Raw genomic sequence first — 13761 nt, forward strand, 5'->3', positions numbered from 1 at the left:
AATCAGGCCGCCCGATGAAGCAGGAACCCGGTACTGCGCGAGCAGCTATCACCCAGTAATGGGAATCCCCCTCCTGTGACGCGAAGCGCTAAGGTGGGGGAGGATGTCAAGGGTACCGAGACGTTGCGCATCACGCTCATCACCCCGGCCACCGCCTCGTTGGCCTGGTCGGTCTTTGGCAGGGTCTTGATGTAGAAGGAGGCGCGGGCAAAACGGTCCGCCGAGCGGTTGGTGCCGGGCAGCATGGTGAGACCGCCAATCTCCTCCCAGTAGTCGTTGAGGGCCAGTTGCTTGTCAAAGGTCGGCGAGTTGGTCATCACCTGATAGCTGCGGTCGTGGTAGATCTGCAGCTTGTCCCCCACGTACTGGAAGATGGCGGAATCGCCGCTCGCATCGGAGAGGGAGAGGTGCAGCTGGCCCGGCTTGCCATCCGGGGTCAGGGTGGTAACCACATAGAACTCGTCCTTCGACAGGGCGGCGACCGCATCGGCCACGGTGGCGAAGTTGTCCAGCGCGTACTGGGCCCAGAGCGAGATGGAGAGAGTCTTGCGCGGATCCTTATCGCTCGGGGTCACATACTCGGACTCGGTCAGATAGAGGAGGTTGGCCACCAGCCCCTTCTCGTTCATGCCGTCGGCGGTGCCCGCATCGAAGCCTGCCGCCACCACGGAGCCGTAGCGCGACGTCCACGTCATGGAGTGCGCACCGGCCTCCCCTTCCCGCGCGATGCCACGGGGCAGCGCCCAGAGATTGGTCGGCATGGCGCTGCGCCAGTCCATGGTACGACCGGTCACCACCAGCGCTCCCTCCCCCTGATAGACGGCGCGGGTACAGGCATCGGCGAGGGAACTGACGGAGAGGGAGACGGTCAGGGCCAGCAGGGTCTTGTGCAACAGGGGGGAACGCAGGATTGTCATATGGATCACTCGAGTCTGTTGAAAACACAAGCATACCCCTTTTTGCATAACAGGGGCTGAGTGAGGCTGGCAAACCAGGTGACAGATCTGTCAACAGAGGTGCTGCCCTGCCAATCAGCGATCAATATCCATAAATTAATCAAAGAGATAAGCAAGCCACTTCGGGGCGATACCGCCAGATGCCATTCGCTGGCTTGCGTCGGTTTCAGACACATACCCTGCCCGCCAGCAGGCGGACAGGGAGGGGCTCAGCCTTCCTTCTTGCGGATACTCAGCCCCAGCTCGCGGCCGCGCAGGCGGGCATAATAGATGGTGCCCACAAACGCCAGGGTGGTGAGCACCAGCTCCACCACCGCCAGCCACCGCTCCCCCTCATCCGTGGTAATCAGGGTCAGGGCGTGCAGGAAGTAAGGCATCAGCACGAAATTGCCCCAGGCGTGGGTGTAGGGATTGCCCTGCACTATGCCCTTGAGGGGGAAGAGCAGCGGCACCGTCCAGATCACCGGCAACAACCAGGGGGCGAGATCCGGGTGGGGCGAGAGCCAGAGGTGCCAGAGCAGCACCCAGGCCAACAGGCCGAAAAAACCGGCCAGGGTCAGCAGGCGAGCGAAGCGGGTGCTCACTTGAGGATCTCCAGCACCTGCTCGGGCGGACGACCGATGCGGGCCTGCCCGTTCTTGATGACGATGGGGCGCTCGATGAGCTTGGGGTGCTGGTGCATGGCACGAATGAGATCATCGCCGCTCACCTCGCCGAGCCCCAGCTCCTTGTAGAGATCTTCCTTGGTGCGCATCAGCTGTCGGGGATCCGTGAAGCCAAGCTGACTCAGGAGGGTGCGGATCTGTGCCTCGCTCGGGGCCTGCTCCAGATAGAGCACCACCTCGGGGGCGACCCCGTGCTGTTCCAGCAAGGCCAGGGTTTCACGGCTCTTGGAGCAGCGCGGATTGTGGTAGATTTGGGTCTCGCTCATGATAACTCCCTGATTAATCGCAAGATGGGACAAGAAATGGCGCTATTGTAGGGGAAACGGATGGGCAGGGTAAGCAGGAAGGCTATGGAAATGAAACGGATCTGTTGGCTGATTGTGGCAACCCTGCTGGGGGCCTGCAGCCCGGCACCCGACTTCACCGACGGCGCGGGAAAGAAGGTCAGCCTCGCGGATCTCGGTGGCAAACCGCTGCTGGTCAACTACTTCGCTCCCTGGTGCGCCCCCTGCCTGCGGGAGATGCCCCTGCTGGCAACATTGCACCAGGAAGGCCAGATCCGGGTGATCGCCATCAACTATGACCCCGCCTCCCCCACCGAACTGACCGAGCTAGCACGGCGCCACGCCATCAGGGTTCCCCTGATGATCCCGGATGACGACGCCCGCCTCCCGTTCCCAAGGCCCGGGGCGCTGCCCACCAGCTATCTGCTCGATGCCAGGGGCACGCTGCTGGAGACCCTGGTGGGGGAGCTGGACGAGCAGAAGATAGGCGAGATAAAACGCCGCCTAGCGAGCGCCCAATAGCAGAGCCATCCATCACATTCATGTCTTCATCATCAAGATGCGTTGAAACCGATGAAAGGCCCTATTTTAGCCTGCAAAACAAGGCGGGGTGCCCCCAAAGGAGCACCCCGCCTGCCATCAACCCGCTCCGGCCTCAGCCCTTGAGGCTGTCCAGATCCTTCTTGGCCCGCTCCAGCTGGGTGATGCGCGCCTCGATGCGGGCCAGGGTCAGCTTGTCGCTGGTGGTGCCCCGGGCCACGATCAGTTCGTCGATGGCCGCCTGGTAGTCCCCGCGCAGGGAGAGGGTCTCAGCCCGCGCCATGTGCAGGTCCGTCATTCTGCCCGCCTTGCGGTAGGCGTCCGACAGCAGGCTCCAGGCCAGGCTGTTCTCGTCGTGCTCCCGGGCATAAGGGTCCAGGATGGCGATGGACTTCTTGTAGTTGCCCCCCTCCAGATAGGCGTTGCCGAGGTTCACCACCACCACCTCGTTGTCCGGCATCCGGGTGCGGAAGCGCTCCAGTCTGGCGATGGCCTGGGCGCTGCGCCCCTTGGCGAGATCGATGTCGGTCAGGGCATCCACCACGAAGAGATCCTCCGGGTGACGAGTCGCCAGCTCCTGCATCAGGGTGTCGGCCTCGTCGGTGCGCTTGAGCTGCAACAGGGCCAGCGCCTTGCCATAGATGGCGGCATCCTTGAGGGGGTAATCCCCCTTCTGCAGGCGGCTGTCGAAGTAGGTGAGCAGCGCCTGGGGCGTCTCGGTGCCATAGCGCACCTGGATGCGCACCTTGGCCAGCCAGAAGTCCAGGCTCGGCGGCAGGGCGCGCGCGCCATAGCTCCCGGCCCGGGCACGGGCTTCGCTGATCCGGGTCTCCGGCAGGGGGTGAGTCAGCAGCATCTCCGGCGGCTTGCTGGCATAGCGGTACTCCGCCGCCAGCTTCTGGAAGAAGTTGGCCATGCCCATGGGATCGAACCCGGCGTCATACAGCGTCTTCATGCCGATGCGATCCGCCTCGTATTCGTTGTCCCGGGTGTAGTTGATGGCCGACTGCATCGACAAACCAAGCGTGGTCTGCAAGGCCGCGATGCCAGCGGTGGGGTTGATCACCGCGAGTGCAATGGAGCCCACCAGGCCGGCCAGGGTCATGGCGGAGCTGCTCGCCTGTGCCTCCATGTAACGGGCGATGTGACGCTGGGTCACGTGGGTGATTTCGTGGGCCAGTACCGAGGCCAGCTCGCTCTCGCTCTCGGCGTAAAGGAAGAGGCCGGTGTGCACCTTGACCCGGCCACCGAGGAAGGCCGCCGCGTTGATGCTGGGATCATTGATGAGGAAGAAGGTGAACGGGAAGCGCACCCCGTCGGCATTGGTCAGCAGCCGCTGGCCCAGATCGTCGATGTATTCGTTGAGCACGGGGTCATCGATGATGGGCAGGCCCGCCCGGGCAAAACGCATGAAGGCGTTGCCATAGCGCACCTCCTGCTCGATGGGCAGTGCGGCGACCCCGGCGGTACCGATGTCGGGCAACTGGTTGCTCCCCTGGGCGTGGAAGGTCGCCCCCATCAGGGTGACCAACAGGGGAAGCGATGCTATCAGGGGGGAAAAACGTGCCACGTTATCTCTATCTCCAATCAGACCCCAGCGGGCATCGGCAGAATACCCTTGCCATTCAAGGCCCACAAGCGTTGTTTCATCCTCTCATCACGGCCATAATGACCGCCACGCACGAGATGGAGTTCTCATGGAACAGCTCGACCTGACCCCCTGGCGTTGTCCCGAGCCCCTCATCCGGCTCAAGCTCTGGTTGCGCCAGGCCCGGCCCGGTCAATCCGTGTGCATCCAGCTCGGGGATGCAGGCTCCCGGCAGGACATTCCCGCCTATCTGCGCCGTCAGGGTCACCATGTCCAGACCCGGGAAGAGTCAGCTGCCCGCCTCTCCCTGCTGCTCGTCGTTGCCCGTCCCCCTCGGGACGCCCTGCTCGCCCCCGAGCCCATGCCACCCACCCCGTGAGCCGCCATTCAAGGAAGCCTCGATGTTAGATGTATTGAAGCGCTGGTATCAGACCCGTTTTTCCGACCCCGATGCCGTCACCCTCTTCCTGCTGCTGGTCTTCTGCTTTGCCGTGCTCTGGCTGTTTGGGGATCTGCTGGCACCGCTGCTGGTGGCCCTGGTGATGGCCTATCTGCTGGAGTGGCCGGTGAGTCGCCTGCAACGAGGCGGCCTTTCTCGCACCGTCGCTACCAGCCTGGTCCTGCTGTTGTTCATCACGGTGACGGCCCTGATGCTGCTGGGCCTCATCCCGACGCTGGTGAGCCAGGGGGTCAACCTGGCCAAGGAGGCCCCCGCCATGCTGGCCCATGCCCAGGACTATGTCCGCACCCTGCCGGAAAAATACCCCGAGATCATCGACGTCAGCCTGGTGGAAACCATCATCGACAACATTCGCCAGCGCATCCTGACCGGCGGCGAACAACTGGTGAGCGCCTCTTTGAGCTCCCTCATCAACGTGGTGGCCATCCTCATCTACGCCATCCTGGTGCCCCTGATGGTCTTCTTCATGCTCAAGGACAAACAGGTGCTGATGGGAGGCCTGCGCCGCTTCCTGCCCCGCAACCGCACCCTGGTGAACCGGGTCTGGGTGGAGATGAACGACCAGATCATCAACTACATCCGCGGCAAGGTGATCGAGATCGTCATCGTCGGCATCGCCACTTATGTGCCCTTCGCCCTGATGGGATTGCGCTACTCCGCCCTGCTGGCGGTCGCGGTGGGCTTCTCCGTGCTCATCCCCTATATCGGTGCCGCCGCGGTGACCGTGCCGGTGGCCATGGTGGCCCTGTTCCAGTGGGGGCTGACCCCCGACTTCGCCTGGCTGATGGTGGCCTATTTCGTGATCCAGGCCCTCGACGGCAACCTGCTGGTCCCCCTGCTCTTCTCCGAGGCGGTCAACCTGCACCCGGTGGCCATCATCATCGCCGTGCTGGTGTTTGGCGGTCTGTGGGGCTTTTGGGGCGTCTTCTTCGCCATTCCCCTCGCCACCCTGGTCAAAGCGGTGCTCAATGCCTGGCCCAAGCGGGAAGATCTCCCCCGCCCCGCCCCCTGACCCTGGCAAGGGGCGAGGCCGGGTCTCGCCCCTTCCAGATACCGGCCACCAGCAGCACCTCCGTGACGCTGGCTCATGCTTGCCTTGTCGGGTTTAATTGAAAACCGACATCCGTTTGACTTGCTACGCCGGTCTGATTCGTTCCCACGCCCACCCACCGACAAGGCTCTGTCATGCCCCCACTCCCTGCCCTGCGCCATGCCTCTCTGGGTGCCTTTCTGGCACTGCTGTTCTGTTCTCCCGTCCGGGCAGACCTCGATATCGGGGCCCTCAGCGCCTTCTCCAGCGACAGCCCTGACAGCACCATTCCCAAGGGGCTGGTGCTGGGCGGGGCCGTCATCGGCGGTCAGGCCCGTTACCAGCACCAGGACGATACCCTGATGCCCATCCCGGGGGCCCTCTATTTTGGTGACAACCTGATGTATCTGGGGGATCGGGCCCGCTACTACCTGAGCCGGGATGGCAACCTCTCGACCTATGCCTTCGGCCGGATGCGCTTTGGCAACCTAGACCCGGACGACGATCCCTTCCTCCATGGCATGGAGAAGCGCAAGGGGCAGTTCGAGGCCGGTGTTGGGGCCGATCTCATCACTCCCTACGCCCTCTGGAGCGTGCGGGCCACCACGGATGTGACCGGTACCAGCAACGGTCAGGAGCTGATGCTGTGGGCCAACTTCCCCATCATCCGCGGCCCCCTGCTGCTGATGCCGGGAGCCGGCGTGATGCTGCGCAGCCACAACCTCGCCAACTACTACTTCGGCGGTGTCTCGCAAGACGAAGCGAGGGCGGACAGGCCGGCGTGGAACACGGGCACCACCCTCTCCCTCATGGTCTCCCTCATCGGCAGCTATCGCTTCAGCGCCAACTGGATTGGCGGCTTTGGCATCAACTACGAGCGCTACGACGATGACATTGCGGACAGCCCCATCGTCCAGCATCAGGGAGAACTCTATGCAGGCTTCGGGGTGGGCTACATCTGGTAGCCCCATCCGGACTGGACAACAAAAAAAGGAGCCCATGGCTCCTTTTTTACGGCTATCCGGCGCAGCGTCACCCTGCCACTTCGGCGAGAAATTCGGCGAGCGCCTGGTTGATGAACGCGGGGTTCTCCAAGGTCGAGATGTGACCAGCCCCCGGGATCTCCCTGAACGGGCACCCCAGCACCTCGGCCATCAGATACCCCTCCAGCACAGGGCGAGCCTTGTCCTCGCACCCCGTCATCACCAGTGCGGGCAGCCTCATCTCTTCGAGCCAGTCGATGCGATCCTCCCGGGTCACGAAGCTGCGCCCCACCGCCACCAGGCTCGCCACCTTGTCGGCGGGCCATTGGGCCAGCCGGGCCTTGAAACCGGCCATCAGGGCCGCGTCCGGTTGATGGGCGAAGAAGAGCGGCGCCACCTGATCGGCAATGGGCGCAGGAACGGCGCCGACCTGCTCGATCATCGCCAGCATGCCGAGATAGCGCTCGCAGGTGATCTGGGGTTCAAGGCCGACGAAGCTGTCCATCAGCACCAGGCCCTTGAGGCGAGCAGGCGCCATGCGCGCCAGCTCCACGCCCCACATGCCACCGATGGAGAGCCCCACCAGCACGCACTCGTCGATGCCGAGGGCATCGAGCAGCGCCAGATGATCCCGGGCCAGGGCCGCCAGGGTGCAGGGCCCCTCGGGCAGCACATCGGAATCCCCGTGACCCCAGAGCTCGGGCACGATGCAGCGATAATGCTCCTTGAGGGCCTCGATTTGCGGTGCCCACATGGCACTGTCCCACAGGTAGCTGTGGCCAAAGAGCAGTGCCGGACCCTGCCCCTCGTCCAGATAGGCCATGCGGCGGCCCGCTATCTCCATAAACTGCTTCATGTTTTCTCCTGTTGCCAGCGGCGATGAAACTGGCTTTCCTGTTTTTCTGTTGCCAGCGGCTGATGAGGCGGCAGTGTAACACGCCACCCTTGGCAGGGGTGCCCGCCTGGTGCAAGCTGGAGAGACTCACAACGAGGAGTCACCAAGGAGAGGATGATGGCCAAGGAAAAGAGCAAGAAACGCCCCCGTCTGGACAAGAAGACCTACGAACATCACCTCGCCCACCTGCAGGAGGAGCTGGTCAAGTTGCAGGAGTGGGTCAAGCAGGAGGGGCTCAAAGTGGTGGTGCTGTTCGAGGGGCGCGACGCCGCGGGCAAGGGGGGCGTCATCAAGGCGATCACCGAACCCCTCAACCCCCGGGTCTGCCGGGTCACCGCCCTGCCCGCCCCCTCGGATCGGGAGCGTACCCAGTGGTACTTCCAGCGCTACGTGGCGCACCTGCCCTCGGCGGGCGAGATGGTGCTGTTTGATCGCTCCTGGTACAACCGGGCCGGGGTCGAACGGGTGATGGGCTTTTGCAGCGACGACGAGTATCGCGAATTCCTGCGCGCCTGCCCCGAATTCGAGCGGATGTTGATCCGCTCCGGTATCACCCTCATCAAATACTGGTTCTCGGTCAGCGACGAAGAGCAGGAGAAACGCTTCAAGGAGCGCATCAATACTCCCATCAAGCGCTGGAAATTCAGCCCCATGGATCTGCAATCCCGCTCCCGCTGGGTGGAATACTCCCGCGCCAAGGATGACATGTTCACCTACACGGATACCGAGGATTGCCCCTGGTTCGTGGTGGACGCCGACGACAAGCGCCGCGCCCGCCTCAACTGCATCTCCCACCTCCTTGGCAAGGTGCCCTACGAGGCGATCCACTACGAGCCCATCACCCTGCCCCCCATCAAGACCGAAGGCTATGAGCGCCCGCCGCTCACCAGCCAGCACTTCGTGCCGGACGTCACCGCCGCCCTCGAGTCAGACAAGCACGGGCAGTGACGGGCCCCGGCCAGCCGCACCCGCTGGCCGGAACCCGGGCTTCGGATGACGGGCAATAAAAAGCCGGTCTTGCGACCGGCAAAAGGCATTGAACGTATAGAAAGGAAAACCTGGCACTCTCGCCCTCTCAGGCGCGGATATATTTGGCCGTGCGCGGGAACGCCTGTTCTTTGGCATCGAACAGGTAGCAGGCTTCGGCCGGGATGCCGACGCTGTACTCCTGGCCGGTGGCCACGTCGATGTCGGAGCTCGCCTTGACGGTGAAGTCGTGACCATCCACGTCCATGTAGACGAAGGATTCTGCCCCCAGGTGTTCGGCTACCTGCACCACGCCGCTCACGCGGCTGTCGGCATGGGCATGACCCAGCGGCACCAGGTGCTCGGGGCGAATGCCCAGCTCCACCTTGTCACCCACCGCGCCGCGACGGGCATCCACCCGGGCACGCACGGTATCGCCGGAGGTGAGCTTGACCACGCACTCCTGCTCGCCGATCTCCACCAGCTCGCCCGCCAGGAAGTTCATCTTGGGGGAGCCGATGAAGCCCGCCACGAACTTGTTGTCCGGGTTGTGGTAGAGCTCGAGGGGGGTGCCGAACTGCTCCAGGTTGGTGGCCGCCTCGCCCTTGAGCGGGCTCAGCACCACGATGCGGTTGGCTAGCGTCATGGCCTCCACCTGGTCGTGGGTCACGTAGATGATGGTGGAGTTGAGCTCCTTGTGCAGCTTGGCGATCTCGATGCGCATCTTGACCCGCAAGGCGGCGTCGAGGTTCGACAGCGGTTCGTCAAACAGGAACACCTGCGGCTGCTGCACGATGGAGCGGCCGATGGCCACCCGCTGACGCTGACCGCCAGAAAGGGCCTTGGGCTTTCTGTCCAGCAGCGGCTCGAGACCCAGGATCTCGGCGGCGCGCATCACCCGCTTGTGGATGTTCTCCTTGTCCATCTTCTTGAGCTTGAGGCCAAAAGCCATGTTCTCGTAGATATTCATGTGCGGGTAGAGGGCGTAGGACTGGAACACCATGCCGACGTTGCGCTCCACCGGCGGCACGTCGTTCATGTAGCGCCCGCCGATGGTCAGCTCGCCGCTGGTGATGTCTTCCAGACCCGCGATCATCCGAAGCAGGGTGGACTTGCCGCAGCCGGACGGGCCGACGAAGACGATGAACTCCCCTTCCTTGATGTCCAGGTTGATGCTGCGCAGGGTGTCCTTGTGGACAGCCGGGTCGTAATTTTTGCGAACGTTGTTGAGTACTACTTCAGCCATATCGAGCTCCGCTCTTGAATCTTTGCAAATCGTGATGACGGGGGGAGCCAGCTCCCCCGGCCATGAACCGTTAACCTTTCACGCCGCCTGCGGTCAGACCACCCACCAGCCAGCGCTGGGCGAGCAGGAAGACGACCGTGATGGGGAAGCCTGACAGCACGGCGGCTGCGGCGAAGTCACCCCACAGGTAGTTCTGCGGATAGAGGTACTGCTGAGCCCCGACCGCCAGGGTCAGATTGTTCACATCCTGCAACAGGATGGAGGCCATGGGCACCTCGGTGATGGAGCCGATGAAGGCCAGGATGAACACCACCGCCAGAATGGGCACCGACAGGGGCAGCAGGATCAGGCGGAACGCCTGCCACGGAGTAGCGCCATCGATGGCCGCCGCCTCCTCCAGGGAAGAGTCGATGGTCTCGAAGTAGCCCTTGATGGTCCAGACGTGCAGGGCAATGCCCCCCATGTAGGCCAGGATCAGGCCGCCGTGGGTGTTGAGACCCAGCCAGGGGATGTAGTCACCGATCTTGTTGAAGAGCGCGTAGATGGCCACCAGTGCCAGCACCGCCGGGAACATCTGGAAGATCAGCATGCCCTGCAGGATGGTGGACTTGCCACGGAACCGCAGACGGGCGAAGGCGTAGGCACAGGTGGTGGAGAGCACCACTATCATCAGGGCGGTGATGCCCGCCACCTTGATGGAGTTCCACAGCCAGGTCAGCACCGGGAACGGCGGCGGCGTGATGCTGCCATCGGCGTTGGTGATGGACATTCCGAGCGCCAGCTTCCAGTGATCCAGGGTCGGATTGGTGGGGATGATCTCCCCCACCGAGAAGTTGCCGTTACGGAACGAGATGGCGATGACCATGATCAGCGGGAAGATGATCAGTGCCAGGAAGCCCCACATCACCAGGTGGGTTGCCCACACCCGGTATTTGACTGATTTGGGTTGTACGATTGCCATGTTGAAGCCTCCTTACAGTTGCTTGTCGGCTTTGGACAATTTCAGGTTGAGCAAGGCCAGCGCACCCACGATGAGGAAGATGGCGGTGGCGATGGCACTGGCCAGACCGTAGTCCTGACCACCCGAGCCCTGGAACGCGATCCGGTAGGTGTAGCTCACCAGCAAGTCGGTGGTCCCGGCCGGCGTGGTGGCCCCGATGATGTCCGGCGCCCCGTTCGTCAACAACTGGATAAGTACGAAGTTGTTGAAGTTGAAGGCAAAGGATGCAATCAACAGCGGTGTCAGCGGCTTCATCAAGAGCGGTACGGTGATCTTGAAGAAGTTCTGTACCGGCCCCGCCCCGTCCATGGCAGACGCCTCGTAGAGATCTTCCGGAATCGCCTTGAGCAGGCCCATGCAGAGGATCATCATGTAGGGGTAACCGAGCCAGGTGTTGACGATGAGGATCATCACCTTGGCCAGGAAGGGATTGGTGTACCAGTCCGGCTTGATGCCGAAGGCCGCTTCCAGGAACAGGTTGATTTCACCGAAGTTCTGGTTGAACAAGCCCTTGAACACCAGGATGGAGATGAACGCCGGTATCGCATAGGGCAGGATCAGCATGACCCGGTAGAAACCACGCCCCCTGAGCTGCTCCCACTGCACCAGACACGCCAACACCATGCCAATCGCCAGGGTGAACGCCACCGAACAGGCGGAGAAGATCACGGTCCAGACGAAGATCTGCATGAAGGGACTCTGGATACCCGGGTCCGTCATGATGCGCATGAAGTTTTTCCAACCCACGCTCACCACGAAACCGGGGGCAATGCCCTTGCCGACGAAGTGACCTTCCGCATCGATGTACTGGTAGAAGCCGGTGTCACCGTTGGGCTGCATCAGCTCGCCGCTCTGGTTGTCACGCAGCAGGTTGCTGTCCTTGATCATGACGCCGGACTTGAGCACGGCGCCGTCGACCAGCTGGGTATAGAGCTGTTTCTGGGCGGCGAACTTGCGCAGGCTGCTCAGGGTCAGATGGATATTGCCTTCGGGCAGTACCACATCCAGGGCACTCAGGTGGGTGCGGTGATCGACGATGGCACGAATGGGTGCCGCCTTGTCGGTCGCCTCCCCGGCCAGGGGTTGCAACTGAACAACCTGGGGCTCGTCACGGACCCGTCCTTCACGGACGGCCAGGGTACGCGCCTTGTTGTTCAGCAAGGTAAGGGGTTGACTGATAAAGGATTGGTCGTCCTGTTTCAGCAGCAGCTGAAACTGATTGTTCTCACCACCCAGGAGGGTGAAATCGAATTCACCGCCGGTCACCTTGTAGGTTTTTTTCAGATGGTAATCCCGTGCCTGCTCAAGGGAGAGCAAGTTGGATCCCGAATAGTTGGTGAAGGCGATGCCGATCGTGTAGGCAAGAGGGAAGATGATAAAAACAACCATGCCTGCCACACCGGGGAAAATATAACGGTGGGCATAGGTCTTCTTGTTCATGAAGACATAGAGACCGACGGAGACGACCACCAGATCGAGCAGGGCAAATACCCACTCGCCGCTGGCATACATCATCACGGCCGCATAACCATTAAGCACTGCGATCAGTGCCGCCATGGTCCATTTCAGCCAGACGTACTTGTCTTTCTTCGGACCGGCATAGGATTCGATAGAAGGTACTACTTCCATGCCAATTAACCTTTATTGCGCCAAGAGAGATTGAGAGAGTGGGAGGCCCGAAGGCCTCCCGGGTAGTGCATGCTTACTGGACGATACGCTTGGCAGCGGTATCCAGGGCTTCGTCAACACCCTGACGGCCAGAGGTGATGTTCTTGAGGGCGGTTTCGAAGGAGGACCAGAAACGGCTCATCTCGGGCACGGACGGCATCGGTTCGCCGTTCTGGGCGTTCAGCATGGTGGCCTTGATGTTGGGGTCGGCTTCCAGGGTCTTCTGGAAGGACTTCAGGGCCACGGCACCCAGCGGCTTGTCGGCGTTCATCGGCGCCAGACCGGCATCGGTCAGCAGGTAGTTCTCGAGGAACTCGATGGCCAGATCCTTGTTCGGGCTGGCGGCGTTGATGGTGGCACCCAGTACGCCAACGAAGGCCTTGGCGGGCTTGCCTTTCAGGGTCGGCAGCTGGGCTACGCCATACTTGATGCCGCTCTTGTCCAGGTTGCTCCAAGCCCAGGGACCGTTGATCATCATGGCCACTTCGCCCTTGTTGAACTTGGCGTCCATCACACCGTAGTCAATGCCCTTCTCCAGGTGACCGGATTTGATCATCTCGGAGATGTAGCCGACGCCGGCCTTGGCACCTGCGTTGTTCACGCCGGTGTCTTTGACGTCATAGCCGGTGGCGGTCTTCTTGAAGGCGTAACCACCGTTGGCAGCCACCAGGGGGTAGCTGAAGTAGGGGGTGTCATAGGCCCACATGATGGCGCGCTTGCCATTTTTCTTCAGGTCTTCGTCGATCTTGGCGATCTCTTCGAAGGTCTTCGGCGGGTTGGGCAACAGATCCTTGTTGTAAATCAGGCTGACGGCTTCTACCGCGACCGGGTAGCCATAGGTCTTGCCATCGACGGTCATGGCATCCCAGGCGAATTGCTCGAACTTGGCCTTGGTGGCGGTATTCGGGGTCACGGGAACCAGCAGACCGGACTTGACCCACTCACCGTAACGGTCGTGAGCCCAGAAGAAGATGTCCGGGCCGTTGCCGGTGGCGGCGGCTTGCTGGAATTTGACTTCAACCTGATCCGGGTGGGCGACGGTGACCTTGATGCCGGTTTCGGCTTCAAACTTCTTGCCGACTTCGGCCAGGCCGTTGTAGCCCTTGTCACCGTTGATCCAGATGGTCAGCTGACCTTCATCAATGGCAGCAGTGGCAGAGCAGGCCACGCCCAGGGTAGCCAGACCGATCAGGGATGACAGCAATTTCTTTTTCATGAGCCTTTCCTTGTATTAGTTCCGCGCTGTAAGAGCATTGTGTGCAGATGCATATTATCCCAAGCAGTCAATGCCTCACATGACACGCCTCGCATTTTTGAAATGCAATTACGTATTTTCTTCCAGAAAGTTATGAAAACATTTTCTTATTTCAGCGACTTAGGAAGGGATATCCCCATATTTTTGCCAAGATATGGAAATTAAATTACAGAAAGGAAATCAATTTACGTCATTGAAAGGGATTTCACCCCACTGAAAACCCTT

At 61.6% G+C, this 13761-nt stretch carries 14 protein-coding genes; 5 read left to right on the forward strand and 9 right to left on the reverse strand.

All coding sequences use genetic code 11. The features are described 5' to 3' along the window. Positions 1-2 precede the first annotated feature (2 nt). The 3 genes from PG883_RS16785 to arsC form a co-directional block, all read right to left on the reverse strand. Positions 3-917 carry a linear amide C-N hydrolase gene (locus PG883_RS16785; protein ID WP_270807412.1) on the reverse strand — a complete coding sequence of 305 codons (915 nt, stop codon included), beginning with the start codon at positions 915-917 and terminating at the stop codon, positions 3-5. Between the two features lie 248 nt (positions 918-1165). Then, on the reverse strand, positions 1166-1540 hold the full coding sequence (locus PG883_RS16790) for a DUF2069 domain-containing protein (RefSeq protein WP_043155315.1): 375 nt from the start codon (positions 1538-1540) through the stop codon (positions 1166-1168). Next, positions 1537-1887 (reverse strand): arsenate reductase (glutaredoxin), encoded by a 351-nt coding sequence (gene arsC, locus PG883_RS16795; RefSeq protein WP_010674260.1) that lies wholly within the window; start codon positions 1885-1887, stop codon positions 1537-1539. Before arsC ends, PG883_RS16790 begins: the two co-directional genes overlap by 4 nt. A 60-nt stretch (positions 1888-1947) precedes the next feature. Between arsC and PG883_RS16800 the strand changes: the two genes are divergently transcribed. Continuing rightward, entirely contained in the window at positions 1948-2427 is a 480-nt protein-coding gene (locus tag PG883_RS16800) for a TlpA family protein disulfide reductase (RefSeq protein ID WP_270807413.1), read from the forward strand. Between the two features lie 133 nt (positions 2428-2560). On the opposite strand, the gene PG883_RS16805 is transcribed toward PG883_RS16800, so the two are convergent. Then, positions 2561-4015 carry a beta-barrel assembly-enhancing protease gene (locus tag PG883_RS16805; RefSeq protein ID WP_223918331.1) on the reverse strand — a complete coding sequence of 485 codons (1455 nt, stop codon included), beginning with the start codon at positions 4013-4015 and terminating at the stop codon, positions 2561-2563. Between the two features lie 127 nt (positions 4016-4142). On the opposite strand from PG883_RS16805, the gene PG883_RS16810 reads away from it, so the two are divergent. From PG883_RS16810 to PG883_RS16820, 3 genes are all read left to right on the forward strand, one after another. Beyond that, positions 4143-4412: a sulfurtransferase TusA family protein gene (locus PG883_RS16810; protein ID WP_042880621.1), complete on the forward strand. Its 270-nt coding sequence runs from the start codon at positions 4143-4145 to the stop codon at positions 4410-4412. Between the two features lie 22 nt (positions 4413-4434). Further along, entirely contained in the window at positions 4435-5505 is a 1071-nt protein-coding gene (locus tag PG883_RS16815) for an AI-2E family transporter (protein WP_227263545.1), read from the forward strand. 173 nt (positions 5506-5678) lie between these two features. Beyond that, positions 5679-6488, forward strand: a complete 810-nt coding sequence (locus tag PG883_RS16820; RefSeq protein ID WP_227263544.1) for a MipA/OmpV family protein — start codon at positions 5679-5681, stop codon at positions 6486-6488. A gap of 67 nt (positions 6489-6555) precedes the next feature. Here the strand turns inward: PG883_RS16820 and PG883_RS16825 are convergent, their stop codons facing one another. Further along, positions 6556-7362, reverse strand: a complete 807-nt coding sequence (locus PG883_RS16825) for an alpha/beta fold hydrolase (protein WP_270807414.1) — start codon at positions 7360-7362, stop codon at positions 6556-6558. A gap of 156 nt (positions 7363-7518) precedes the next feature. On the opposite strand from PG883_RS16825, the gene ppk2 reads away from it, so the two are divergent. Further along, positions 7519-8349, forward strand: a complete 831-nt coding sequence (gene ppk2, locus PG883_RS16830) for a polyphosphate kinase 2 (protein WP_010674253.1) — start codon at positions 7519-7521, stop codon at positions 8347-8349. Positions 8350-8476: 127 nt separating this feature from the next. On the opposite strand, the gene PG883_RS16835 is transcribed toward ppk2, so the two are convergent. From PG883_RS16835 to malE, 4 genes are all read right to left on the reverse strand, one after another. Then, positions 8477-9613, reverse strand: a complete 1137-nt coding sequence (locus PG883_RS16835; RefSeq protein WP_010674252.1) for an ABC transporter ATP-binding protein — start codon at positions 9611-9613, stop codon at positions 8477-8479. Between the two features lie 70 nt (positions 9614-9683). After that, positions 9684-10574 carry a maltose ABC transporter permease MalG gene (malG, locus tag PG883_RS16840; RefSeq protein WP_010674251.1) on the reverse strand — a complete coding sequence of 297 codons (891 nt, stop codon included), beginning with the start codon at positions 10572-10574 and terminating at the stop codon, positions 9684-9686. A 12-nt stretch (positions 10575-10586) separates the two neighbouring features. Continuing rightward, positions 10587-12242: a maltose ABC transporter permease MalF gene (gene malF / locus PG883_RS16845; protein WP_049637099.1), complete on the reverse strand. Its 1656-nt coding sequence runs from the start codon at positions 12240-12242 to the stop codon at positions 10587-10589. 73 nt (positions 12243-12315) lie between these two features. Then, positions 12316-13497: a maltose/maltodextrin ABC transporter substrate-binding protein MalE gene (gene malE / locus PG883_RS16850; RefSeq protein ID WP_041212786.1), complete on the reverse strand. Its 1182-nt coding sequence runs from the start codon at positions 13495-13497 to the stop codon at positions 12316-12318. Between the last annotated feature and the right edge of the window lie 264 nt (positions 13498-13761).

Origin of the sequence: Aeromonas sp. QDB25, from assembly GCF_027707725.1 — a bacterium.
In the GTDB taxonomy this organism is placed as follows: Bacteria; Pseudomonadota; Gammaproteobacteria; order Enterobacterales; family Aeromonadaceae; genus Aeromonas; species Aeromonas caviae.